A 25,650-nucleotide genomic window follows, 5' to 3' on the forward strand; every position below is an offset into this window, starting at 1 on the left:
CGGAGATTCTTTGCTAAATGAAGATAAAAAGAGGCTTCCGGACCTAAGTTCACGGAAGCCCCCCTCTTCATTATTTCGCGTATTCGACCGCCCGTGTTTCACGGATGACCGTTACTTTAATATGTCCTGGATAATCGAGTTCTTCTTCAATTCGCTTACGGATATCTCTCGCTAGACGATGCGCTGTAATATCATCGATCTGATCAGGACGAACGATAATTCGAACCTCACGACCTGCTTGGATAGCAAATGATTTTTCTACACCTTCATACGATTCTGAAATCTCTTCAAGTTTCTGCAATCTACGAATGTAATTCTCAAGCGTTTCACTACGTGCGCCTGGTCTTGCAGCTGATAATGCATCTGCCGCCGCAACTAGTACCGCAATAACCGATGTCGCTTCTGTATCCCCATGGTGGGATGCAATACTGTTAATGACAACTGGATGTTCTTTATATTTTGTTGCCAGTTCTACACCAATTTCAACGTGACTGCCCTCAACTTCATGATCAATCGCTTTTCCGATATCGTGAAGAAGACCTGCACGTCTTGCCAGTGTCACATCTTCACCAAGCTCGGCAGCTAATAGCCCAGCAAGGTAAGCAACTTCTGTTGAGTGCTTCAAAACGTTCTGACCATAACTTGTACGGAAACGCAGTCTACCTAGAATTTTAATAAGATCTGGGTGTAGATTATGGACACCAACATCAAATGATGTTTGCTCACCAGTCTCGCGGATAAGCTCATCCACTTCACGCCTTGACTTATCAACCATTTCTTCGATGCGCGCTGGATGAATTCGTCCATCTTGTACGAGCTTTTCCAATGCCAAACGTGCTGTTTCTCGACGTACCGGATCGAAGCCTGATAGAATAACTGCTTCTGGTGTGTCATCAATAATTAGATCGATTCCGGTCAAGGTCTCAAGCGTTCGGATATTACGTCCTTCCCGCCCAATGATGCGACCTTTCATTTCGTCATTTGGTAAGTTAACTACTGATACTGTTGTTTCAGCAACATGATCTGCTGCAAAACGTTGCAAAGCAAGGGAAAGAATTTCTCGTGATTTCTTATCCGATTCTTCTTTCGCGCGTTGTTCTGATTCTTTTGTCATAACAGCGATATCTGTAGCAAGTTCTTGCTCCACTTCATTAAGAATAAGCTTTTTCGCCTCATCTCGTGTCAGTGATGATACTCTTTCAAGTTCCGTCTGTTGCACGGCAACAAGTTCTTCCGCCTTGCGTTCCATCTGCTCGATATGCTGTTGTCTGCCGGTTAGCGTTTCTTCTTTACGCTCCAGACCTGCTTCTCTTTTGTTTAGAGCATCATCCTTGCGGTCAAGATTTTCTTCCCGTTGTAAAAGGCGGTTTTCCTGCTTTTGCAGTTCCGACCTTCGTATACGGATCTCTGATTCCGCTTCAATTCTCAGTTTGTGAGTTTCATCCTTCGCTTCTAGAAGTGCCTCTTTTTTCATAGCTTCTGCTTCACGCTTCGCCTCTTCGACGATTTGTTCCGCAGTATTTTTGGCACCAGTCACTTTTGAATCATTCACGTTCTTAATAACAAAATAGGTAACACCAGCACCGACAAGCAGACTGACCAAAACGGAGATGATAATAATTTCTAACATTTAGGTCACCTCCTCCTGTCATTCTTGTCATTTTCAGTCGACTCGTATATCCATAACCAATATACTGCCAAAATCAGTTTAAGGGTATTTAATTATACAATTCTAATTGTATCTGTGTGAAAATGACATGTCAAGGTTTCGCGAGCTATCGTTATGCATTATTAAGATAGAATAAAAGCCAACCCCCTTATTAAAGGAAGATTGGCTTTTAAATATACTTATTCTTTTTCGTCAAGAAGTAGTTCCAACTCTTCGTCTTCATCATCTTCGTCATGACCTGCGATGATATAGTTTGCACTTGCAAGGCCATAAGATTCACGAATTTTGTTAGCAATTTCTGCACAGACAGCAGGGTTTTCCTTCAAAAATTGTTTCGAATTCTCGCGTCCTTGTCCAAGTCGCTCTCCTTCATATGAATACCAAGATCCACTCTTCTGGACAACCTCGACTTCAACACCAAGATCGACAACTTCACCTTCTCTAGAAATTCCTTCTCCATACATAATATCCACTTCTGCTGTACGGAACGGTGGTGCTACTTTATTTTTCACAACCTTAATACGTGTCTTGTTCCCAACAATATCATTGCCTTGTTTAATCGCTTCACCCCGTCGTACATCTATTCGTACGGATGAATAGAATTTAAGTGCACGTCCACCAGGTGTGACTTCAGGACTTCCAAACATGACACCAACTTTTTCACGGATCTGGTTAATGAATACTGCTAGTGTATTGGACTTGTTAATAGCTCCAGAAAGTTTACGTAAGGCCTGCGACATAAGACGAGCTTGCAACCCAACGTGTGAGTCACCCATCTCCCCTTCAATTTCCGCTTTTGGCACAAGTGCTGCAACGGAGTCGACAACAATAATATCAACAGCACCACTTCGAACAAGTGCCTCAGCAATTTCAAGCGCTTGTTCACCCGTATCTGGTTGGGAAAGAAGTAATTCATCAATATTTACTCCTAATTTACTCGCATAGATTGGATCGAGGGCATGCTCTGCATCGATAAATGCTGCTGTTCCACCATTTGCTTGTACTTCTGCAATCGCATGAAGGGATACAGTCGTTTTACCAGAACTTTCAGGTCCATAAATTTCGATAACACGTCCGCGTGGATAACCACCTACACCGAGTGCAGCATCGAGTGCAAGAGACCCCGATGAAGATGTTGAAATTTCTAGGTTAGTCTTTTCACCTAGTTTCATAACAGACCCTTTACCGAATTGTTTTTCAATTTGCTTTAATGCCATGTCTAAAGCGGCTTTACGATCACTCAAATTATTTCCTCCCTCAGGATAATGTTCTATTTTTTAGTATCTAGTAGATGCCCATCGCTTTTCTTACTGTCTCTACTATACTCCGTTATCCTAAAATATTCAACTAGAAAGCGAACATTTATTCGAAAACTTTTATGAATCTACGTTTTAATTGAGAATAAGGAGGATATTTGATTTTTAATTGAGAATAGTGGCCAAACTTTAAATTCGGCCTTCTTTTTCACTGAGATACTGAACGAGATAATAGAGCGCAAATCTTGCAGCCCTTAGACGATTTGCGTTTCTTGATCCTGACAAGAATAACTTATAAGTTTTAGGTTCTTCATCTTTAAAGCTGATTCCAATCCAAACCGTACCAACAGGCTCACCGTCGTGAGGAGATGGGCCGGCTGCGCCCGTAAGACCTATTCCGATGTCTGTACCAAATTTACGCTTGACGCAAACTGCTAGCGCAGCTGCACATTCTTCACTAACAACACCGAATTCGTCAAGTAAAGCACTATCTAGATCAAGCTGAGTAACTTTCATCTGCTCATTATAGACCACAACGCCACCTGCAAGTGACGAACCAATGCCCGGCTCACTCGCCAGTTCCGCCATGAACAAGCCGGCCGTCAAACTTTCCGCGGCCGCAATGGTCCAACCATTGCAAATAAGTTGCTCCGCAGCTTTGGAGGATAATGAATCGTCATCGATTCCGAAAATAAATTCGCCAACAATTGCTCGAATTTCTTTCTCCACTGGTGCAATAAGCTCAAGTGCTTCATCAGCCGACTGTGCTTTTGCTGTCAGGCGTAATGTCACTGCATCTGCTGTCGCCAATGGCGCCACTGTCGGATTCGTCTGTTTCTCCAAAATAGCTTGGATACGGTATTCTAGCTCTGCCTCCCCAATGCCATAAAATTTCAAAACACGCGAAGTGATGACTTCCTTATTCCCCGTTGCACCTAACAAGTAGGGAATCGCTTCATCCGTAAACATCGGCTCCATTTCATGTGGTGGACCCGGGAGTAGAATATAGCGAATACCTTCTTTTTCTACAGCCATTCCAGGTGCCATCCCTTTACTGTTCGGTAATACATGAGCACCTTTAAAAACAAGGGCTTGCTTCTTATTATTGTCTGTCATAACACGCCCACTACGCTCAAAATACTGTTCAATATAACGAAGAGCCTCGTCATCGCTAACTAGCGTTGTACCGATATGCTTAACAATCGTTTCTTTTGTCATATCATCTTTCGTAGGTCCAAGCCCACCCGTAAAAATCAAAACATCCGCACGTTGTCTAGCGATGGTGATGACTTCATCCAACCTGGTTGGATTGTCCCCCACAACCGTTTGATAATAAACGTCGATGCCAATTTCTGCAAGTTTAGATGAAATGAATGTAGCATTCGTATTGGTAATTTGACCGAGCAATAACTCTGATCCAACTGCAATAATTTCAGCTTTCATGAATACACATCCCCTTACATCGATTCAAGCAACACGCGTCTGTTTTTATAGAAATAATCGACACCTGACCAAATTGTAAAAATAAGCGCAATGTAAAGCATAATCATGCCAAAGGGCACACCGATTGATTCAAAAAAGATATTATTCAATAATAGTGATACAATCGCTAGTATTTGTGCAGTTGTTTTAATTTTACCAAGCTGATTTGCCGCTACAACTTCTCCACCGCCAGCTAAGATCATTCGCAATCCTGTCACGGCAAATTCACGGCTAATAATAATAATGACAATCCATGAAGGCACCGTTCCCAGTTCAACAAGAATAATAAATGCTGCCGAAACTAATAATTTATCGGCAAGCGGATCCAAAAATTTCCCCATATTCGTGACGAGTCCATTTTTCCTTGCGATATAACCATCGAGCCAATCTGTAATCGAAGCAACAATAAAAATAAGTCCACCAATTAAATGGCCTGTCTTCATTTCAGTACCCGCAATCGTCACAGTGCCAAAACCGAAATTCACGAGCATGAAAATCATGAAAACGGGGATAAGTAAAACACGTGATACCGTGATTTTGTTTGGTAAATTCATTCGATACACCTGTCCTTTCAAAGAAAATAGTCATCTAGGCAGATGACTATAGTCCTTTTTTGTATTCAATAATAATATTTTGGGTCACGTGATCCGTTCCATACTTCAACAATTCACCATTGACGAAAATTTCAGTAGACTGTGTACGTCCTACACGAATTCGGATGGATTCCGTATCCGATACATCTAATTCTACCCGTCCTCCAGCCCTCATAATGTCGGCTTTTGGCACCATTCGTTCCTGCCTGTTACTATCCAGGACACCAATCCACGAATCTCCAGACGTTCGGATTTCAAGATGGAAGGTTTCCGCCCCTGACAATACAAACGTTGACGTTTCTCCGCTTGCACTTTCAAAAGTAAGCGATTGTGTCGGTTTTTCGGGCTCCAAAACGGGCTCTTCTTCCACCGGTTCATCCGTTACCTTATCAAGATCAGGCTTGTTTGTATCCGGCTTCTTTTCAATTGTTATCGGCTGTTGCTCCTGTCCAACGCTTATCTCTGGCTTATTGGACGCAACAGACAGATAAAGAAACCAAAAGATGACGAAAATGGCAATGATAAATAAAGCAGCAATTACTTTTGGTATCATTTCATTTACCCGGTTATTGCTCGTTAAACCTCTTTTCCGCGTCAATGTCGGCGAAGTAATTTGAGTTGTCTCTTCCTCAATCATTTTTGCAGGAGCGGCATCCTTATACAAGGCTAACATATCATCTGCATTCAGTCCTACTGCCTCTGCATACTGCTTGATAAAAGCACGCACATAAAAAGATCCAGGCATCATGCTGTAATCTTCGTTTTCGATACCTGAAAGGTACCGTTTCTGTATTTTTGTTATGGACTGCAAATCATCCAATGTAAATCCTTTTGCTGTTCTCGCCTCTCTGAGACGATCACCTAATCCGGTCACCCAAAACACCTACCTGTCAGAAGTTAAATAAGCCCGAACCACCCATTGCCCCTTGGTCAGACATCATATGGTTTTTTTCCATCATATCATATGTAATTTCCTGATCTGGGTCGGTTCTTAATTCAATAATGTAATCAAAATCTTCAATGTCATATTCGGAATGCTGCACAAACATGTCAGGATGCTCCACCACTTTTATCGTTGGCATCCGCATCATTTCTCTAACAAGTTGCATGTGGCGCTCATCCCCCGCCCGACGCGTCACAATACCATCTAAAATAAATATGTTATCTTCAGAGAACTCGTCTCCCATCAAATTATTGCGCACCGTTTGCTTAATCATCGTGGATGAAAGAAATATCCATTTCTTATTGGCACAAACGCTTGCCGCAACAACCGATTCGGTTTTACCAACACGTGGCATCCCACGAATACCAATCAGTTTATGGCCATCTTGTTTGAATATTTCCGCCATGAAATCAACCAAAATACCCAGTTCACTTCGCAGAAATCGGAAAGTCTTGCGTTCATCTACATCACGTTGAATATAACGACCATGTCGGACCGCTAAAATATCGCGCAACTTTGGCTCACGAATTTTTTTGACTTGAATCGTATCCATCGTCGAAGCTATTTGTGCAAAACGTTCGATTTGGTCATCATTGTCAGTTCGTAATAACATGCCACGATGCCCGCCATCGACGCCATTGATGGTGACAATATTGACACGTAACATCCCCAGCAGCGACGAGATATCGCCGAGAAGACCAGGACGGTTTACTTGGACTTCGTATTCAAGATACCATTCACCCATCCGACACACCCCTTTTATTAGTAGGACGTACAACAAGCAATATAGTTCTATAATAACGGATAGTACTCATTAAGAAAAGGAAAAAAGAAAAAGGGGGATTTCAAAATCCCTTCCCCCAGGTCACAATCAATTCTGCCGGAGATTTGAACTCCTGCTGAATGAAGTTAAATATACCAGCCACCATTTACTTTCATAATTTCACCAGTTGTATAATTCGCTTTGCCACTCAGCAGGAAATGAACCGCTTCAGCGACATGTTGTGTCGTCCCGGTTGTCATCAACGGAATTTCATCAATGACCATTTGCCTTTCATCAGGCGGAATGATATCATTCATGCGGGTTTCAATCCAGCCTGGCGCAACTGCATTGACACGGACTCCGGAAGGCGCAGCCTCTTTGGCATAGGCTTTAACAAATGCATGCTGTGCTCCCTTAACCGCGGAATACATCACTTCTCCTGCCGCCCCCGTATTGCCCCAAATCGAACCAATTAGCACGACATATGACGTGTCGAACTGGCGTAACTGAGATGACACTAGGCTAATAAACCTGGCTGGATTTTGGACATGGACTTTCCATAATGCATCCATGTCCTCCACAGTCGTTTCTGTCAATAGCTTCAACATCGATTGCCCATTGGCAACCACAATGGCCCCCACTCGTCGAACTTGTTTCGCCAAAATTTCTGCTCCGTCTACTGTACCAAAATCAGCTTGCACGACCCGAAAGTTCGCTTGCGGGTATGCTATAGTCAATTCCCCTTGCAAGTGAATTGCCTGCATAGCATTGGCATTATAATGAAGGTATAGCGACCAACCCGCAGAGGCTAGCTTGCGACTAATCGCCTCACCAATCTCTCCAGATGCACCTAGCACGACGCAGTATTTGTGGTCAATCATTGAGCTTTATCAGCCGGAACAACCGAATAGATCGTATGTCCGTTATCATCAGCAAATGTTTGGAAAGCCTCTTGCAAATGTTGAACGGTTAATTTTTCGAGCGTCGGCACAACATCAAACAGGTTCATATTATTAAACGCATAACGCGTAAACTGATTGGCGATAAATTCTGGTGAATTCAACGAACGCATGAACTGTCCAATTTTCTTTTTGCGCATACGATCCAATTCTATATTCGTAATCGGCCAGTTGTCCACTGCTGTTCGCATCGTTTGGCGAATCGCCGCTTCCAGTTGTTCTGGATGCTCAGTATCCGACCCAACCATCGCGAAACCGAAGCCATTTTCAAGCGTGAAATCATAGGAAAATGACTCATCAATCAGCCCTTCATTGTAAGCAGCTGTATAGAAATCAGATGTTCTACCAAATAAAAGATCGAGAACAAGACCCGATGACAGTTCTTGAATAAGCATTTCTTCGCCCTCAACATCCGTTTTGTTGCACTTCATACCCATATTAAATTTCGGCTTAGAAATATCCATGGCAAGTGTTCGCTCTGTGTTTGCAGCCGTATCCCCCTCAGTTGGGAATATCCGTACAATGTCTGCCGGCTCATCAAATGTTTTCGCATCTTGATTTTTCTTAATAAAAGCCATCATTTCTTCTGGATCGACCGCACCCACTACAAACAGCACCATATTGGACGGATGATAAAACGTTTCATAGCATTCATATAAATGCTCTGCTGTGATGTCTTGAATAGATTCAACCGTTCCTGCAATATCAATTTTCACTGGATGCTCATGGTACAAGTTTTCAATTGTACCAAAATAGAGCCGCCAATCGGGTTCATCATCGTACATCGTTATTTCCTGGGCAATAATCCCCTTTTCCTTATCAACGGTCTTTTGCGTAAAATAAGGTTCTTGTACGAAATCGAGCAATATCTCCGTATTATCATAAAGCATATCCGTTGCAGAGAATAAATAAGCAGTCCGTGTAAATGAAGTGAAAGCATTGGCCGAAGCGCCTTTGACACTAAATTTCTGGAATACATCGCCATCTTCTTTTTCAAACATTTTATGCTCTAAAAAATGAGCAATACCATCTGGAACAGTGACTGCTTCATCTTTCCCCCGTGGGATAAATGTCCGATCAACAGAACCGTATTTCGTTGTAAACGTCACGAATGTTTTTGAAAATCCTCGTTTCGGTAAAATATAAACATCAAGCCCATTGGACAATTTTTCATTATATAATGTTTCCTGTAATTTTTCAAAATGGATTTTCTTCATTTTACACAGCCTCCTTGCCGGATAATAGGTAAACAATTTCCAGCGTGATTTCAGAAGCCATCTGTTGGACGTCCTCTTTTGTAACAGCCTGCCATCCAGCAATTAGTTTTTCTGCTGTGAAATGCTCATCCTGTTCTTTGTATTGATCGAACACTTCAATCTGCCCTCGCGCAGAGTCAAAAGCACTTTTAATGCCATTGGCAAGTAATGCTTTTGTCTGTTCAAGCTCAAGCGCTGTGATATCCCCTTGTTGGAGTGCCACTAGCTGCTCTTTAATAAGGTTAACAGCCTTGTCTTCAAGTTCCGCGTCAATCCCCGCGTTAACATAGAGCAAACCGTAATGGGATGCATAGGAACTAGATGCGTAATACGCCATACTTTCCTTCTCACGCACATTCATAAACAGCTTACTATGTGCAAAAGCACCGAACACGCCGTTTGTCATTTGCATTTTGGCGTAATCTGGGTGTTGGAATGTCACAGGCGTACTAAAGCCTAGATGTAATTTCCCTTGCTTCATATCCTGTTGCTCTCGAACATGCTGCTGATTAGCTATCGGTTGAGTGACAAACGCGTGGCTTGCTGCTTGGGGTTTACGGGCATTGAATGTAAACGTAGACTTGATTTTGTTGATCATGTCATTATCATCAATATCACCCACGATATAAATATCGATTGCATCTTCAGCTAACATTTGTGTATAAGCTGCAAAGAGGTCAGCAGATGTTAAGGCTTCCACATCTGCTTCTGTACCATAAGACGAAGCAGATGCTGGATGATTCGGTCGTATCAATTCGAGCATACGCTTTTGGGCATATCTTGTTTTATCATCATACAACGAACGAATTCGCTCGATAACCGAACGTTTTTCACGGTTGACAATGGCTTCATCGAACTGACCGTTCACCAAATTAGGATCAAAAATCGTTGTCTGGATTAAACCAAGTACATCGTCTAGCACGCCACCCTCAGACAAATATTCTTCGTTGACACATTCAGCATACAGCGAAAAAATATGGGTCTCGCCACGTTTGGCAACATCTGCATATAACACCGTGCCATATAATTCGTCCAACTTATTGCGGAACGCAGTTTGCGTCCGGTAACGACCGTTAGAATCTTGTAAGACATTTGACAACACCGCGCGTTGTGCTGATTTTTTTTCATCGAGTGCCGTTTTCCATTTCACCGAAAAATTGACCGTTTTAAACTGGTCTGACTTGCGGATATATAATGTGACGCCTTCTTGAAGCTCAACTTTTTTGAACATACAAACACCTCTGTTTTCGTTAATATGCGGAATCCTTACTTCACTATACATTCCGTTTGTCGGAATATGCAAATAAAATTGAAAAGCGGAGGGCGCCTGCTTATGCCCAAGCATCTGGTACCCAAAGCTAGATGCCAAGTAAAAAGCTGCCCGAAATCTGAAAAAACAGGATTTCGAGGCAGCTTCATTGTTACCTTTGCCCTTTAATATATGGTTGCCCAACTGCCTTCGGTGCATTCGCTTTACCGATAAATCCTGCAAGCGCAAGAATCGTTAAAACGTATGGCAGAATATGCAAGTAAACAGAAGGTACATTTGCTAATAACTCAATACCGGATGCACTGATGGCAAGTGCCTGTGCAAATCCGAAGAATAAGGCAGCACCCATCGCGCCAATTGGATGCCATTTTCCAAATATTAGCGCCGCTAGTGCCATAAATCCTTGCCCGTTAATCGTTGAGTGGCTAAAATCATTCGTCATTGTCTGCGAATAGATTGCCCCACCAATACCAGCCAATCCACCTGAAATAATGACGGCGATATAACGAATTTTCGTTACATTGATCCCCATTGTATCCGCAGCCATCGGATGTTCTCCAACAGAACGAAGACGAAGACCAAATGGCGTTTTATAGACGATGAACCACGTCAGGAATGCAAGGCCAATCGCTAAAAATGAAGAGCCATAGACACCTGTGAAAAATAACGGTCCGATAAATGGAATCTCATGCAAAATTGGCACATTAAAACGTGGAATACTGTATTGAATGAAATCTGTCTGCCCTTTATCAAAAATCAATTTAACAGAGAATAACGCAATCGCAATCCCTAACATGTTGATGGCGACACCTGAAACTACCTGATCTGCACGAAATGTAATCGATGCAACTGCGTGCATAATCGAGAAGATAGCCGCAACAAGCATCGCTGCAATCAATGCTAGCCACGGTGTCCAAGTACCGAATGTCTCTGCGAAAAATAAGTTGAAGAGAATACCAATGAAGGCACCCATAACCATCAGACCTTCTAGTCCAATATTAACGACACCTGAACGCTCAGAAAACAAACCACCAATTGCTGTGAAAATTAAAGGGGCGGCATATGAAATTGTCAACGGAATGACGAAATACAGTACTTCAATAAAAGTCATATCACTTGGCCTCCTTCTTCTTCATTTTGCTAATAAGCACCCGAATAATATAACCCGATGCAACAAAGAAGATGATGAGTGCAATGACGATAGAGACAATTTCAATCGGCACGCCAGCTTCGTTTGGCATATTACCCGCACCATATTTTAACGAACCGAAAAGACTAGCTCCGAAAATAACACCGAGTGGTGTATTGGCACCGAGTAGAGCAACGGCAATACCGTCAAATCCAATCCCCGTAAAAGCACTACGTGATACTACATTACCAAACGTCCCCAATGCTTCCATCGCGCCCCCTAGCCCTGCAAACGCGCCTGAAATAACCATCGATAATACAATATTTTTTTGACATTCATCCCTGCATATTGTGAGGCATGCTCATTAAATCCAACCGATTTAAGCTCATAGCCCATTTTTGTTTTTTCCAACATAAACCACATGACAGCAACCATCGCAAGTGCAACTATAATCCCATAATGCAGCGTCGAGAAATCTGTTAAATTAGACAAAAACTCTGAACGAAGTGATGCCGTTGCATGCACTTTCTCCGTCTTATAGCCGCCACCTGATATCGTTTTAATAAGTGCATTAACCGTATGCAGCGCGATATAGTTCATCATAATCGTGACAATTACTTCATGAACATGCAACCTTGCCTTCAAAATACCTGGTATTAGTCCCCATAGCGCACCCGCGGCTGCGGCTGCAAGAAGCGCTAATGGTAAATGAATCATTTTAGGTAATTCAAATGCCATTCCCACATAAGCTGCTGCAAACCAACCAACAATCAGCTGACCCTCTACCCCAATATTGAATAACCCTGTTCGGAAAGCGAAAGCAACTGCAAGACCCGCTAAAATATATGGACTTATTTGACGAATCGTTTCTCCAATCGTATATGGACTACCAAAAATTCCATTCCATAGCGCAGTGTAGCCAGTAACCGGATCATGACCGCTTAATAACATAACAACCGCTCCTACAAGCAGTCCAAGAATAATAGAAATAATCGGTACTAATAAATTGATAACTCTATTTGACATCGTTGTCTTCACCCTCTTTCCTTGCAACATCTTCTGTCGTTTGCCCTGCCATCAACAGGCCAAGTTCCTGTTCGCTAGTCTCTTCCGGAATCACAGTATCGACAATCTGACCATCGTAAATTACCGCAATGCGATCGGAGACATTCATTACTTCATCCAATTCAAAGGAAATGAGTAACACGGCTTTGCCATTATCACGTTGTTCAATCAATCTTTTGTGAATAAATTCAATCGCCCCAACATCAAGACCACGTGTAGGTAGTGCTGCAATAAGTAAATCTGGATTGCGATCCACTTCACGCCCGATAATCAGTTTCTGCTGATTACCACCTGATAATGCACGAGCCAATTCATGCTCTCCCCGTGTTCGTACATCGAAGGTTTCAATGATCTTATTCGCTTTTGCAGATATCAACTTATAATTAATGATACCATTTTTAGACAACGGTGCTTTATAATAGGTTTGCAATGCAACGTTATAGCCGACTGGAAAGTCTAGCACTAAACCATGCTTATGACGGTCCTGCGGAATATGCCCAATACCCATTTCCGTAATGTCACGCGGTTTTTTCCCTGTGACATCTTTCTGGTTAACAAAGACTTTCCCACTCTTCACTTTCCGCAAACCCGTGATAGCTTCGATTAGCTCAGATTGACCATTGCCGTCAATTCCTGCAATACCAACTATCTCTCCTTTACGCACAGAAAGATTCAAGCCCTTCACTTTGGGAATACCACGGTAATCATTCACAACCAAATTTTCGACGCGAAGTACTTCTTCTTTCGGATAAGCTGGACCTTTTTCCGTTTTAAACGTCACTTGACGTCCAACCATCAATGTAGCAAGTTCTTCCGGATTTGTTTCAGCCGTAATAACCGTGCCAATTCCTTGCCCCTTACGGATGACTGTTACACGATCAGAAACGTCCATAATCTCTTGAAGTTTGTGGGTAATGATAATAATCGATTTTCCTTCATCAATTAATTTCCGCATAATCAATATCAGTTCATTGATTTCTTGCGGTGTTAAAGATGCCGTCGGTTCATCAAAAATAAGTATTTCTGCTCCCCGGTAAAGCGTTTTCAAAATCTCAACACGCTGTTGCATGCCAACTGAAATATCTTCAATTTTCGCATTAGGGTCTACTTCAAGGCCGTATAACTTCGAAATATCAGCAACTTTTTTTGCCGCATCCTTAATATTGATCATGCCTCTTTTTTTAGGTTCATTGCCGAGGATGATATTTTCTGTAACAGTCAAATTTTCAACAAGCATGAAATGTTGGTGAACCATGCCAATCCCTAAATTATTGGCAACGTTTGGATCTGTAATCGCTGTTACTTTTCCACGTACTTTTATTTCTCCACCTTCGGGCTGGTATAGACCGAATAGCACGTTCATTAACGTAGACTTCCCTGCACCATTCTCGCCTAACAGAGCATGAATTTCGCCCTTCTCCAACTGAAGCGTAATATTATCATTCGCGACAAAATTACCGAATTCCTTGCGTATGTTCAGCATTTCAATTACATATTCCACTGGGTTCACTCCCTTGTATTTTCATATGTATATACTATTTAGTTTTAATTTAATACAAGAAAGGATTCCTTCCATGGAATCCTTTCTTGTATTAATTAAAATCATGAAGGTCAATATACATCGACCTTCATGATCTTGCAGTGCTTTACTTTTAATTATTTAAATTCTGGTACTTCGATTTCACCAGCTGCGATTTTTTTCGTGAACTCATCAATCTCAGCTAGAACATCTTCCGGAATTGCACCGCGTGAATCGGCAAGCGCAATTCCTTCGTCAGCAAGACCGAAAGTTGTTACTTTACCGCCTGGGAATTGACCTTTAGCAGCAAGTTCTGCTGTGTTTTTAACTGCATTATCAACACGTTTAAGCATTGAAGTCAAAGTAATGTTTGTCTTATCGTCAACTTTACCTTCTTCATACTGGTCAGAGTCAACGCCGATAACCCAAACATATGCATTTGGATCTGCTTTTTTACGTTCTTTCGCCTCGGAGAATACACCATTACCTGATCCACCAGCAGCGTGGAAAATAATATCTACACCTGATGAATACATACGGTTTGCAGCCATTTTACCAAGTTCAGCTTTTGCAAAATCGCCCGTGTACTGAATGTCAACTTTGATGTCAGGTCTTACTGCTGCAACACCTGCAACAAATCCTGCTTCAAAACGTTCGATTACTGGAATTTCCATACCGCCAACAAAACCGATTTTGTCGGATTTTGTCATACGAGCCGCAGCAACACCCGCAAGGTATGCTCCCTCTTGCTCTTTGAACATTAAGCTTGCAATGTTCGGTAGGTCTGACACTTCATCTACAAGTGCAAATTTATTGTCTGGACGTTGTGTAGCAACTTCTTCCATTGCATCTTTTAGCAAGTATCCGATTCCGAAAATAAGATCGAAGTCACGTTGAACAAGTTTGTTCAAGTTTGATGGGTATTCCGATTCTTCTTTTGACTGTAAGTAGTCGAAACCACCGTTGCCTTTTGTAAGATTGTTATCCGCACCATATTCTTGAATACCAAGCCAAGCTGATGTATTGAACGATTTGTCGTCAACACCGCCTGTATCCGTTACCATTGCAATTGAAAAAGTATCCTCTTTCGGCGTGCCTGTAGTTCCTGAACCTTCATTGTCTTTCGCTTTATTCGTTCCACACGCGCCAAGAATTGTACCGGCAGCTAGAACCATTGATAAAGCAAGACCAAATTTACGTTTGCTCATTGTTGGAACCTCCCTATTTTTCTTTTTATTAGTATGACGTGTTAACGCCTTATACCCTTTTTCGAACAACATGAAAACTGAATTTATCAGCCCGGAAATAGTTCTTGGAGTACAGGACCATTTCGCCTGCCTCACTATAATGCTGTTGCAACAAAACAAGAAGTGGAACATCGACACCGCATCTTAAAATTGCTGATGCTTCATCATCATAGCCTACGGGTTCGATATGAGCCACAGCTTGAGCAATACGGATAGTGCCTGATTTTTCAATTGCATCAAAAATAGATTCATTCAATAACTCGTCCGCACCTAACGGAATGTTTTTTGACAGCACCTGATCGATACAATAGACGACTGGTTCCTGATCGGCTGTTCTGACCCTTTTGATTGTAACGAGACGACTTTCTTCACCACAATCAAACTTTGCCATGCTATCCTCACAGACCTCTGTTTCTGTGACATCCATGAAAATCGTTCCCGGTTCCATACCCGCATCACGAATCATAGAAGACACACTGGACAATTGTTCAATGCCAGAAGAAAATAGTGGTCTAGGATTGACAAATGTACCTACACCATGTTTTCGAACAATCACTTTTTCTTCTTCAAGTACGCGGAGTGCTTCCCGAAGCGTTGCGCGACTGACGCCTAACGTACGAGCTAGTTCAAATTCAGAAGGGAACCTTTCGTTCTCCTTGAATATACCAGAATCGATATCTTGCTTCAAACGCTCAATGACTTGTACATATAGATGTCTTTGATCCGCCTTTACCATCATACCATCTCCCCCTCAGCGAGGTCAGACCTCTGATGTTAAACGTCATTACTAATCATCCATACTATATCACTTTCATCCTGTAAAATAAACAACCTAATTAAAAAAAATCTAAATGCATTCGTTTTTAATGCTGAAATATACCTACTTTGTCACACTACTTATCAATCACGCCTAGGCTTGATCTGAATTCAGATCAATAATCATCCACTTCTCCCCTGCCAACCAGGACTTGGCGTGGCTTACTTCCTTCAGGCGGCCCCACAACCCCACGCATCTCCATCTGATCAACAATTCGTGCCGCTCTTGAGTAGCCTACCCTAAAACGACGTTGTAGCATAGAGACAGAAGCTGTTTGCATTTCTGTGACAAGCTGCACAGCCTCATCATATAGTTCGTCCGTTTCTTCATGGGCCGGTACTTCTTTGATATCTTGTGGAATCATTTCTTCTTGATATTGAGCCTTTTGTTGTTCAATGACAAAATCAACAATCGCTTCTACTTCACTATCCGACACAAATGCCCCTTGGATACGAACCGGTTTTGCAACACCTGCTGGCAAGAATAGCATATCGCCTCTCCCCAGCAGCTTTTCCGCCCCTCCGCTGTCCAAAATCGTTCGCGAATCAATGGCGGATGAAACAGCGAATGCTACGCGCGATGGGATGTTTGCTTTAATGATTCCTGTGATGACATCGACACTTGGACGCTGGGTGGCAATAATTAAGTGTATACCAGCGGCACGGGCCATCTGCGCCAGTCGAGTAATAGAATCCTCAACATCACTAGATGCAACCATCATGAGATCCGCCAACTCATCGACAATGACGACGATATAAGGCATGCGTGGATGTTTTTCTTCATTCTCTTCATTCCATACTTCAATATGCTCGTTATAGCCTTCAATATTTCGTGTACCCGTATGCGAAAATAGTTCATAGCGTCGTTCCATTTCAGAAACAACTTTTTGCAATGCTTGAGCCGCTTTCCGTGGGTCCGTAACGACAGGTGCCAATAAATGCGGCACGCCATTATAGACATTCAGCTCCACCATTTTCGGGTCAATCATCATCATTTTCACTTCATGCGGTTTGGCACGCATTAAAATACTAACGATAATACCATTGATGCACACACTTTTCCCGCTACCCGTTGAACCAGCAATAAGGACGTGTGGCATTTTATTTAACTCTGCAAGCATAGCCTGCCCTGTAACGTCGCGACCAAGTGATATCATTAATTTAGAATCAGGGCGATTATTTTCCTTCGCTTCAATGACTTCACGCAGACTAACAACAGCAATCGAACTGTTCGGTACTTCGATACCAATGGCCGATTTCCCGGGAATAGGGGCTTCGATTCGAATGCCACTCGCAGCAAGTGCCAGCGCAATATCATCTGCCAAACTGACAATTCGGCTCACCTTAACACCAGTATCTGGTAACACTTCATATTTCGTGACTGTTGGTCCAAGATGCACTTGCGTCACTTTTGCTTTGACACCAAAACTAAGAAATGTCCGTTCTAGCTTTTGGGCATTTGCTTGAATGGAATCGTATTCCTCCGATTGATCGATGAAGGGCGTTTGTTTAAGTAAAGATGCAGGAGGTAAAATATACGATTCATTCTCTTCTTCCCCAGCCACGACTGCATAGGATACTGCTTCTTCCTTCGGTGGATGTTCATCTGCGGACGTAGACGTTGATGCTCCTACTACCGCCTCTTGCAAGGGTTCTACAGCCTTCATTTGTACATCGTGGATAGGTTGTTCAATTCGTTCACTAAACGCCGAAATAATTGGCTGCGACACAACTTCTTCCTCCACCCGCGGGACTAAAGATTCCTCTACAATAGTAGCCCTTGTCTTTGTTTTCTTCTTCGAGCGAGTTACCCGCGATTGCGATTCAGTCGCCGGCTTAGATATGGGTTTCTCTTTTTTGGCTAATAAATGTGTGAGTGCATCAACAAATTTCGGGAAATAATCAATTAAATAAGGCATGAATGCTTTTCCAGTAATAAGAACAAGTCCTATAAGCAATAATAAGACACCTGCAACCATGGCTCCTGCAGAATCGAACAACGAATGAAACAGCGCAAACAAGATGGCCCCCGCCATTCCACCGCCGAGTGCACCACTTCTCGAGGTAATTCCACCGTTTGAAATGAGTACTTTCCACGTTTCCTTCAGCGCAGAATCTGTCATCAGGACGCGACTTGCGTGCAATTCCTTGAACAAGTAAATATGGCTAAACAACACCAAACTTGCCAAAACAAACAGGCTCCCCCCAACAACACGGTTTTTCCAACCGCCCGCCTTACGCTTAATCATAAACATCAGCGCTTGCACAATGAGCAGCAACGGAATCGCACTATGCCAATTCCCAAAAATAAAACGCGCTGCAGAAGAAAGCCCTCTACCAACAATTCCAAATTCAAAAATAATGATAATGGCGAACCCCATCATCGCCAAGCCAATTACCTCATATAATAATGGATTTAATCCGGATGGCTTCTTTTTCTTGGCAGCTGATTTCTTCTTTTTCCTAGCCATTTTCCCTCCTCCTTCCGATGAAAAACTAGGACTAGACAATATCTAAAACAAGAAAAGGATTTCCCGCCGTTCAGACGGCAAGGAAATCCTTCGGATCGGTCCTATAAAACCTTACATATTAATCACAAATTAGTATTCCATGATAATCGGTATTATCATTGGTCTTCTTTTCGTTTGTTGGAATAAATAAGAGCTGAGTGTATCGCGAATCTCTTGTTTAATGTTTGTCCATTCGAACGTCTCTTTATTCACATACTTCTCAACTATTTTTGTTACGAGTTTTGTTGATTCATCAAACAACTCTTCCGATTCACGTACGTAAACGAATCCGCGTGACACAATTTCTGGACCAGCAGCGATGCATTTTTGTTTACGGCTGAGCGTTACGACAACTGTGAAAATTCCATCCTGAGATAGTAACTTGCGGTCGCGAAGTACGATATTACCGACATCACCAACACCTATACCATCAATGAGGATATTACCCGCTTGAACACGTCCACTCATGCGCATTTTGTCATTCTTATATTCGACAATATCACCTTTATCGGCAATAAATACTTGTGCTTTTTGAAGGCCCGTCTCCTGCGCGAGCTTAGAGTGTGCAATAAGCATCCGGTATTCCCCTTGTATCGGGATGAAGTACTTCGGCTTCATTAAGTTTAGCATCAATTTCAAGTCTTCTTGGCTACCATGACCAGAAACGTGAACATTTTTACTTGACGTCAACACGGTTGCGCCTGCTTTCGCAAGGTCATTCATCGTTTGATACATCGACACTTCCATACCTGGCGATGGTGTGAACGTAATTAACACCGTATCTGTATCTTTGATGCGAATGTCTTTATGATGTTTACGTACAATCCGCTCAAGTGCATCTAGTGGCTCGCCTTTATTACCTGTAACGATAATAACTACTTGGCTATCATCGTATTTGTCGATTTCTTTAACCGGGATAACGACATCATCTTTAATAGTTAAATAACCCAATTTGACACCGACTTCAAAATAGCTTTCTAAGCTTTTTCCAACAACCGCTACTTTTTTACCGTTTTCAAACGCTTTGTCAAACACCTGCTGGATACGGATGAAGTTCGATGCATAAAGTGCAACGAGAATTCTGCCTTCCGCCCCATGGAATGTTTTAGAAAGGCTGTTCTCAATCACTGACTCGGAAGTTGTATAGCCCGGACGCTCCGCTTCCGATGAATCTGACATCAGGATGAAGACGCCCTCTTCTCCAATTGCCGCCATCTTTGCAATGTCTGGACGATATTTCCCTTTCGCGGACTGATCGAATTTGAATTCGCCTGTGTGCACGATCGCCCCTTCACTCGTATGGAATACGATACCCAATGAGTCTGGAATACTGTGCGTTGTATGGAAAAATGTGACGTGTGTGCCTTTAAAATTCATCCGGCTTTTGTTTGTCACTTCGAAAAACTTAACGCTCGGCGGTGCCGGCATTTCTTTCAAATGTTCTTTCGCTAAAGCAATTGTCAGTTTAGAGCCATAGACAGGTGCTTGTACTTTTTGTAGCAGGTAGGCAATCGATCCGATTGCATCCTCGTGACCATGCGTCAAAAACACACCTTTGACACGCTCTTTGTTTTCTTCAATATAAGAAATGTCTGGAATCACGATGTCGATTCCGAGCATTTCTCCTTCTGGGAACATCAGTCCCGCGTCTACGATGAATAGTTCTTCATCGATTTCGACGACGTACATCGCTTTCCCAATTTCCCCCACTCCACCGAGAGGGATGATTCTTATTAGCTCATTTTTAGTTTTTACCACATTATTTCCTCCTATTACTCATTCCCGTTCATCACGACTATGTTTCATTATACGGGACAGAACCTTTCTGTACAAACAAAAAAAGCCGGTTATTGCTACCGGCTTTAATTAGTTGAAAATGTGAAGGTTTTTTTGATAGTTTTCCCATACTTTATCAAAGGGTTCATCTTTGTTTTCAAGTCCGATTAGTGGCAGTCTGACTCCTCCAGTTTCAACTCCGAGTTTTTCTAATGCATATTTCACCATGACCGGATTGGGTGCGGAAAATATGGCTCGGAATAAAGGAAGTAACGTCCTATGCATCGCGCCGGCTTGTTCTGTCTGCCCTTCTTTGAATGCGGTTATCATCCGTTGCATTTCATTACCTGCAACGTGCGAGGCGACCGACACGATACCTTTTCCACCTATCGCAAGAGTCGGCAACGTCAAAGCATCGTCACCGCTGTAAACAGAAAATCCTTCATCCGTCCCGGATATGATCTCAACCATCTGGTCGAGGCTTCCACTTGCTTCTTTTACCGCTCGGATATTTGTTATTTTTGATAATGCAATGAGCGTTTCTGGAAGCATATTGACGGCCGCTCGCCCCGGAATATTGTACAACATCACCGGCAGGCTAGTTTCCCCCGCGACATGTGCGAAGTGAGCGTACATTCCTTTTTGATCGGGCTTATTGTAATAAGGTGCGACGAGCATAATACCGTCAGCCCCTACCCGTTCCGCCATCTTTGTAAGCTTTACAGTTTCCTTTGTAGAGAACGTCCCCGTTCCCGCGATCACTGGTATGCGCTTGTTTACCTCCTTTACCGTAAAAGTAAAAAGGGATTCTTTTTCTTCAACTGAAAGTGTAGGAGATTCCCCTGTCGTTCCGCACACGACCAAGGAATCACTGCCATTCGCAATAAGGTGTTCAATCAGTTTTGCTGTTTTATCATAATCAATGTCACCTGTTGTTGAAAAAGGCGTGACCATCGCCGTCGATACGCGGCCAAGTTCCATAATTATCAGCCCTTCACTTTGGTTTGTTAATCAATTGTTCTGCAATTTGCACCGAGTTTAGTGCAGCCCCTTTAAGCAGATTGTCCGAGACGATCCACATATGGAATCCTCCTGCATGATTCGGATCTTTACGGATGCGACCAACGAATACTTCGTCTTTCCCTTCCGCAAATAACGGCATTGGGTACAATTGTTGTGCTGGATTATCTTGAACGACAACGCCTGGTGCACCTTCCATACTCGCCCGGATGTCTTCGACCGTCACACCTTCTTGATCGATTTCGATATAAACTGACTCTGAGTGACCTGTCACAACTGGTAGACGGACGCAAGTTGCCGTCACAGACATCTCATAGTCACCAAAAATCTTTTTCGTTTCATTCATCATTTTCAATTCTTCAAGTGTATATCCTGAAGCATCAAATGCATCAATTTGCGGGATGGCATTGAATGCGATTGGATAATGCTTTGCCGCTGACGCAGAAGGCAAGATTTCCGCTTCGTTCGTTGCCCGCCCTTCAAATTGTTGACTTTGACTTTCCAATTCATCAATCGCTTCTGCACCCGCTCCAGAAACTGCTTGATACGTCGACACAATAATACGACTCAAACCGAACTTTTCTTTAACAGGCTGAAGTGCCGCCACCATTTGAATCGTGGAGCAATTCGGATTAGCAATGATACCAGAATGACTACTTAACGCCTGTGCATTCACTTCTGGGACAACAAGCGGTATATCTGCTACCATGCGGAATGCACTCGTGTTATCAACAACAACCGCACCTCTTTTAACAGCTTCAGGTGCAAACTTCTCCGAAATAGATCCGCCCGCACTAAAAAATGCGATATCTACACCTTCAAATGATTCCGGGACAGTTTCTTCTACAATATAGTTAAAACCAGCTGCTGTAATTTCTGTTCCAGCAGATCGTTTTGATGCAAGTAGTTTAATTGATTTAAATGGAAAATCCCGTTCAATCAATTTTTCCAGAATTTTTGTACCAACAGCTCCCGTAGCACCCACGATTGCAACATTAACTTTATTCATCTCTATCTCCCTTTCAGCTTTTACGGATGTGTTAAAAGCTAGACTTACACAGTTCCCACTCGATTCGCATACCGTAATACGCTTCGCAGAAAACTTTAGTCCTTTACACCGTTAGCAGTTCGTTGGTGGAATTATATCATATCTACGAATATTCTGTGCTGTATTTTTATATTTTCTCATGAATAATTAATAAAGGTTGGAGTTGTCTATTGTCAAGCGCTGCTGCTGCAGTAGGTACCATCAGTGTAAAATCGGAGATAAGGGAGTTTGGTTTCTTGAACGGATCATCCTGTCCGAACGGAATAAAGAAGACATTTTTCATATTTAATAACTTCATAATGTTCATCGAATTTAAGCCAAGCGCATCATTCGTTGAAATACCGATAACAACTGGACTACCATTGCGTAACGTCGCTTTCGCCGCCATTAGCACAGGTGAGTCTGTCGCCGCATTGGCAAATTTACTAATAGAGTTACCTGTCATCGGTGCAATAATCATACAATCTACGGGTGTTTTCGGACCGAATGGCTCTGCCCCAACAATTGTAGAAATGACTTTTTCTCCCGTCGCCGCCTCAATGCGTGCAATCCACTCTTCCCCCGTGCCAAAACGCGTTGCGGCTGTTAACACAGAATGTGTAATGATTGGAACAACCGTCGCCCCCGCATCCTTTAGCGAATCAATGACCGGTATGATTGCTTCATAAGTACAATGTGACGCCGTAATCCCAAGACCTATTCTCTTTCCTTGTAGCATCGAGATCCCCTTTCATTCCCTAGACATCCCCTCGACGGTATCCGTCAAAACGGCTGCCGCATCAATCGGAAAATGTTTTCCCGGCAATCCGAGGAGTACTGTATAGTATTCGGGCGAAAGAGGTTCCTTTAGGCAACCGGGCGCTGATGCTAGGTCAAATATATGAAGCTCAGGATTACCAGTCACCGCAAGCCATTTTGCAGGAATCGTATTGACTAGATTGCCTGTGGTTATATCGAAATCAGCCGTCAGCCGCTCTGTTTTATAACCTAATACAGCTGCTTCACTCAGTTGTGTAACAGATCTAGCGACAACGGTCACATCCGCCCCAAGCGCAGCCAATGCATGCGCCGTTGTCTTGCCTACCTTGCCAAAACCAGCTACATGAAACTGATTGCCTGCTAGCTGTCGTTTCACGCGTGCATAATATTCATGAACAAAAGCCTCCGCCGTCAATCTCGCATTGTACCAAATGAAAGGCTCATCCTTGACATAACTATGGACCTTTAGCCCTGCATCTTCAAAAGGCTTCCGCCACTCTTCCGAAGCAACACCTGTGTACAATCGCGTCCCTTCTGCAAGCAAAGCCGGCGGAATTGTTCCTGTCATTTGTAAAATCGGAAAAACGATATGCTTCGGCGATAAGTGCGCAATGCATTCACCCAGTTGTTCTGTATACTCATTGGTAGCAAAATGATGGCAACTGTAGCCTCTCTCCGTCAACATAGCGCAACAAGTCGCCAATCGTTGATCTGTCCCAATGACAAGCCATTGATTATCTTTCATCCAGATCCAACCCTTCCATGCTATGCGTTTTGCCAAACAGGATTCGATGTTCACCAATCAACACAATTTCACTCCACGGAATAAATTCATCCGACTGATCCTGACGATTTTTAAACGAAAAACGACCAAGCTTCTTTTTAATTTCAAATCCAATAATATCCCCCGTTTTACCATCAAAAATAAGGTCGGTATCCGCTAAAAAACCATAGCGGACCCCGTCCTCAACTTGAATAAGCTCTTTCTGTGCAAGTTCTGATAATAGCATCGCCATTCTCCTCTCCTATATCTCCACCCATTATATGAATGAAGAGCGGGAAAGCTTACTGCTATATTTCAATTACGCCCCGGCGTAATTGCGTCCTGATTTAGAATTGCGCTTGAGGCCGACAGGGGGGAAGGATTGAACTGCATCCTTCCTTGTAGGTCATGCAACCGTCGCCACAGAACGTGGTGCACTTAGGTTGCCTTCTTCTTAACTTGATTTAGCCTGGCTTTAACCCCCGGCTGAATCAAGTTAAATTTCAATGGTATTAACGGTATTCTCTGGTGCAATGATTGACGTAGCTCGTTGTTGTGTAAAAATATCATTTGCCATTCTATACACATTAGCTACTTGAACGTTGTCAATAAGTGCTACGACTTCATCAATCGTCTTATGCTCTTGTAAAATCAGTTCGTTCTTCCCATTGCGGTGCATTCTGGATTCCGAACTTTCCAGACCTAATAAAAATCCACCTTTTAGCTGTTCTTTCGCATTATGCAATTCGTTTTCTGTAATACCTTCGCGTAAAATCGATTGGATCACTTCATCTATCGTGTCGGATAATTCGCCTAAATTTTCGGGTGCAGTCCCCCCGTATATGGCGAATACACCTGTCGTATTGTAAGCCGAATAATAAGAGCAAATAGAATAAGCGAGGCCACGTTCTTCACGGACTTCTTGGAACAAGCGAGAAGACATCGTGCCACCCAGTATACTGTCTAAAATAATGAGATCATGAATGCGTTCGTCTTTTACTGTCAGCCCTGGGTAACCGATACAAATATGCGCTTGTTCAATGTCTTTCGCTTTAACGGTCATCCCCGCGTGGAATTCAGGTGCTTGAACAGCGATCGGCTGTTCAACCTTTGCCTGCCGTTTAAATGAACCAAATTGCACTTTAATTAGCTGAATCAATCGATCATCATAATTTCCCGCAATGGAGATGACAATCTGTTCAGGCCTATACATGCGTTCCATAAATTGCTCAATCATTTGTTTATTAAATGTATTAATCGTCTGTTCATTGCCCAAAACAGGTTTGCCAATTGCTTGGTCTGGATACATCACGCCCCATAAACGCTCATCGACATCGTCGTCAGGCGTATCTTCGACTGCCGCAATTTCATCAAGGACAATCGACTTCTCTTTGGCAATTTCTGCTTCGTCAAATGCTGAATTAAAAAACATATCCGCTAAAATTGTTAAGGCACGTGGTGCATGATGCCCAAGGACAGTCGTATAATAACAAGTCATTTCCTTCGACGTGAATGCATTGACATCTCCACCAATACGGTCAAATTCTTCTGCAATCGTCCGTGCACTTCTCGTTGCAGTACCTTTAAATAGCATGTGTTCGATGAAATGCGCGATGCCCGCTTCTGATTCCTGCTCATCCCCAGAACCCGCACCTACCCATATTCCAAGCGCCACGGAGCGTACATACGGCATTTTTTCATGTACGATTCTCACACCATTTGGACAAATATACTGTTCTATCATCTAGTAAATCCCCCTTTTTGATTCTCCATTATTTTAATACAAAAACTTTAATATAAGAACAAA

At 42.8% G+C, this 25,650-nt stretch carries 21 protein-coding genes and 1 pseudogene; all 22 read right to left on the bottom strand.

The annotated features are described in order from the left end of the window. Positions 1–70: 70 nt before the first annotated feature. Positions 71–1,630 carry a ribonuclease Y gene (gene rny / locus R2B72_RS05470; RefSeq protein ID WP_318615342.1) on the bottom strand — a complete coding sequence of 520 codons (1,560 nt, stop codon included), beginning with the start codon at positions 1,628–1,630 and terminating at the stop codon, positions 71–73. A gap of 218 nt (positions 1,631–1,848) precedes the next feature. Then, positions 1,849–2,913: a recombinase RecA gene (gene recA, locus R2B72_RS05475; protein WP_318615343.1), complete on the bottom strand. Its 1,065-nt coding sequence runs from the start codon at positions 2,911–2,913 to the stop codon at positions 1,849–1,851. Between the two features lie 201 nt (positions 2,914–3,114). Further along, complete coding sequence (locus R2B72_RS05480) at positions 3,115–4,368, bottom strand: competence/damage-inducible protein A (RefSeq protein ID WP_318615344.1); 1,254 nt, start codon at positions 4,366–4,368, stop codon at positions 3,115–3,117. A gap of 14 nt (positions 4,369–4,382) precedes the next feature. After that, a complete protein-coding gene (gene pgsA / locus R2B72_RS05485) occupies positions 4,383–4,961 on the bottom strand; it encodes a CDP-diacylglycerol--glycerol-3-phosphate 3-phosphatidyltransferase (protein ID WP_318615345.1) in 579 nt (192 codons plus the stop codon). 46 nt (positions 4,962–5,007) lie between these two features. Then, positions 5,008–5,874 carry a helix-turn-helix domain-containing protein gene (locus tag R2B72_RS05490; protein WP_318615346.1) on the bottom strand — a complete coding sequence of 289 codons (867 nt, stop codon included), beginning with the start codon at positions 5,872–5,874 and terminating at the stop codon, positions 5,008–5,010. Between the two features lie 16 nt (positions 5,875–5,890). Continuing rightward, entirely contained in the window at positions 5,891–6,688 is a 798-nt protein-coding gene (locus R2B72_RS05495; protein WP_318615347.1) for a DUF3388 domain-containing protein, read from the bottom strand. Positions 6,689–6,852: 164 nt separating this feature from the next. Beyond that, positions 6,853–7,587, bottom strand: a complete 735-nt coding sequence (gene ymfI, locus R2B72_RS05500) for an elongation factor P 5-aminopentanone reductase (protein ID WP_318615348.1) — start codon at positions 7,585–7,587, stop codon at positions 6,853–6,855. Next, positions 7,584–8,882: an EF-P 5-aminopentanol modification-associated protein YfmH gene (gene yfmH, locus R2B72_RS05505; protein ID WP_318615349.1), complete on the bottom strand. Its 1,299-nt coding sequence runs from the start codon at positions 8,880–8,882 to the stop codon at positions 7,584–7,586. Before yfmH ends, ymfI begins: the two co-directional genes overlap by 4 nt. Before the next feature lies 1 nt (position 8,883). Beyond that, positions 8,884–10,152, bottom strand: coding sequence for an EF-P 5-aminopentanol modification-associated protein YfmF (gene yfmF, locus R2B72_RS05510; protein ID WP_318615350.1), 1,269 nt, complete (start codon positions 10,150–10,152; stop codon positions 8,884–8,886). 190 nt (positions 10,153–10,342) lie between these two features. Beyond that, positions 10,343–11,302, bottom strand: coding sequence for an ABC transporter permease (locus R2B72_RS05515; protein WP_318615351.1), 960 nt, complete (start codon positions 11,300–11,302; stop codon positions 10,343–10,345). A gap of 1 nt (position 11,303) precedes the next feature. Continuing rightward, positions 11,304–12,376 (bottom strand): annotated as a pseudogene (locus R2B72_RS05520) (ABC transporter permease). Further along, positions 12,336–13,886, bottom strand: a complete 1,551-nt coding sequence (locus R2B72_RS05525; RefSeq protein WP_318615353.1) for an ABC transporter ATP-binding protein — start codon at positions 13,884–13,886, stop codon at positions 12,336–12,338. Before R2B72_RS05525 ends, R2B72_RS05520 begins: the two are co-directional and overlap by 41 nt. A 155-nt stretch (positions 13,887–14,041) precedes the next feature. Then, positions 14,042–15,112 carry a BMP family protein gene (locus R2B72_RS05530; protein ID WP_318615354.1) on the bottom strand — a complete coding sequence of 357 codons (1,071 nt, stop codon included), beginning with the start codon at positions 15,110–15,112 and terminating at the stop codon, positions 14,042–14,044. A 49-nt stretch (positions 15,113–15,161) separates the two neighbouring features. After that, the gene (locus R2B72_RS05535) at positions 15,162–15,890 is read right to left on the bottom strand and encodes a GntR family transcriptional regulator (RefSeq protein ID WP_318615355.1); all 729 of its coding nucleotides are present in this window, start codon (positions 15,888–15,890) and stop codon (positions 15,162–15,164) included. Between the two features lie 193 nt (positions 15,891–16,083). Further along, positions 16,084–18,438: a DNA translocase FtsK gene (locus R2B72_RS05540; RefSeq protein WP_318615356.1), complete on the bottom strand. Its 2,355-nt coding sequence runs from the start codon at positions 18,436–18,438 to the stop codon at positions 16,084–16,086. 129 nt (positions 18,439–18,567) lie between these two features. Further along, positions 18,568–20,235 carry a ribonuclease J gene (locus R2B72_RS05545; RefSeq protein WP_318615357.1) on the bottom strand — a complete coding sequence of 556 codons (1,668 nt, stop codon included), beginning with the start codon at positions 20,233–20,235 and terminating at the stop codon, positions 18,568–18,570. 108 nt (positions 20,236–20,343) lie between these two features. Further along, positions 20,344–21,234, bottom strand: coding sequence for a 4-hydroxy-tetrahydrodipicolinate synthase (gene dapA, locus R2B72_RS05550; protein WP_318615359.1), 891 nt, complete (start codon positions 21,232–21,234; stop codon positions 20,344–20,346). A gap of 13 nt (positions 21,235–21,247) precedes the next feature. Then, positions 21,248–22,282 carry an aspartate-semialdehyde dehydrogenase gene (locus tag R2B72_RS05555; RefSeq protein WP_318615360.1) on the bottom strand — a complete coding sequence of 345 codons (1,035 nt, stop codon included), beginning with the start codon at positions 22,280–22,282 and terminating at the stop codon, positions 21,248–21,250. A gap of 166 nt (positions 22,283–22,448) precedes the next feature. Continuing rightward, entirely contained in the window at positions 22,449–23,039 is a 591-nt protein-coding gene (locus R2B72_RS05560; protein WP_318615362.1) for a dipicolinate synthase subunit B, read from the bottom strand. A 12-nt stretch (positions 23,040–23,051) separates the two neighbouring features. Continuing rightward, on the bottom strand, positions 23,052–23,825 hold the full coding sequence (locus R2B72_RS05565) for an NAD(P)-dependent oxidoreductase (RefSeq protein ID WP_318615363.1): 774 nt from the start codon (positions 23,823–23,825) through the stop codon (positions 23,052–23,054). Beyond that, positions 23,815–24,096 carry a YlmC/YmxH family sporulation protein gene (locus R2B72_RS05570; RefSeq protein WP_318615364.1) on the bottom strand — a complete coding sequence of 94 codons (282 nt, stop codon included), beginning with the start codon at positions 24,094–24,096 and terminating at the stop codon, positions 23,815–23,817. The genes R2B72_RS05565 and R2B72_RS05570 overlap by 11 nt, the downstream gene beginning before the upstream one ends. A gap of 243 nt (positions 24,097–24,339) precedes the next feature. Beyond that, a complete protein-coding gene (locus tag R2B72_RS05575; RefSeq protein ID WP_318615366.1) occupies positions 24,340–25,587 on the bottom strand; it encodes a pitrilysin family protein in 1,248 nt (415 codons plus the stop codon). Positions 25,588–25,650 lie beyond the last annotated feature (63 nt).

This window comes from Sporosarcina sp. YIM B06819, assembly GCF_033485175.1.
Classification (GTDB): Bacteria; Bacillota; Bacilli; order Bacillales_A; family Planococcaceae; genus Sporosarcina.

Excerpts from the sequence above, each read along its gene's own strand:
- rny (WP_318615342.1), bottom strand. The coding sequence starts at position 1,630 with ATGTTAGAAATTATTATCATCTCCGTTTTGGTCAGTCTGCTTGTCGGT.
- R2B72_RS05480 (WP_318615344.1), bottom strand. The coding sequence starts at position 4,368 with ATGAAAGCTGAAATTATTGCAGTTGGATCAGAGTTATTGCTCGGTCAA.
- pgsA (WP_318615345.1), bottom strand. The coding sequence starts at position 4,961 with ATGAATTTACCAAACAAAATCACGGTATCACGTGTTTTACTTATCCCC.
- R2B72_RS05495 (WP_318615347.1), bottom strand. The coding sequence starts at position 6,688 with ATGGGTGAATGGTATCTTGAATACGAAGTCCAAGTAAACCGTCCTGGT.
- ymfI (WP_318615348.1), bottom strand. The coding sequence starts at position 7,587 with ATGATTGACCACAAATACTGCGTCGTGCTAGGTGCATCTGGAGAGATT.
- yfmH (WP_318615349.1), bottom strand. The coding sequence starts at position 8,882 with ATGAAGAAAATCCATTTTGAAAAATTACAGGAAACATTATATAATGAA.
- yfmF (WP_318615350.1), bottom strand. The coding sequence starts at position 10,152 with ATGTTCAAAAAAGTTGAGCTTCAAGAAGGCGTCACATTATATATCCGC.
- R2B72_RS05515 (WP_318615351.1), bottom strand. The coding sequence starts at position 11,302 with ATGACTTTTATTGAAGTACTGTATTTCGTCATTCCGTTGACAATTTCA.
- R2B72_RS05530 (WP_318615354.1), bottom strand. The coding sequence starts at position 15,112 with ATGAGCAAACGTAAATTTGGTCTTGCTTTATCAATGGTTCTAGCTGCC.
- R2B72_RS05535 (WP_318615355.1), bottom strand. The coding sequence starts at position 15,890 with ATGATGGTAAAGGCGGATCAAAGACATCTATATGTACAAGTCATTGAG.
- R2B72_RS05540 (WP_318615356.1), bottom strand. The coding sequence starts at position 18,438 with ATGGCTAGGAAAAAGAAGAAATCAGCTGCCAAGAAAAAGAAGCCATCC.
- dapA (WP_318615359.1), bottom strand. The coding sequence starts at position 21,234 with ATGGAACTTGGCCGCGTATCGACGGCGATGGTCACGCCTTTTTCAACA.
- R2B72_RS05555 (WP_318615360.1), bottom strand. The coding sequence starts at position 22,282 with ATGAATAAAGTTAATGTTGCAATCGTGGGTGCTACGGGAGCTGTTGGT.
- R2B72_RS05560 (WP_318615362.1), bottom strand. The coding sequence starts at position 23,039 with ATGCTACAAGGAAAGAGAATAGGTCTTGGGATTACGGCGTCACATTGT.
- R2B72_RS05565 (WP_318615363.1), bottom strand. The coding sequence starts at position 23,825 with ATGAAAGATAATCAATGGCTTGTCATTGGGACAGATCAACGATTGGCG.
- R2B72_RS05570 (WP_318615364.1), bottom strand. The coding sequence starts at position 24,096 with ATGGCGATGCTATTATCAGAACTTGCACAGAAAGAGCTTATTCAAGTT.
- R2B72_RS05575 (WP_318615366.1), bottom strand. The coding sequence starts at position 25,587 with ATGATAGAACAGTATATTTGTCCAAATGGTGTGAGAATCGTACATGAA.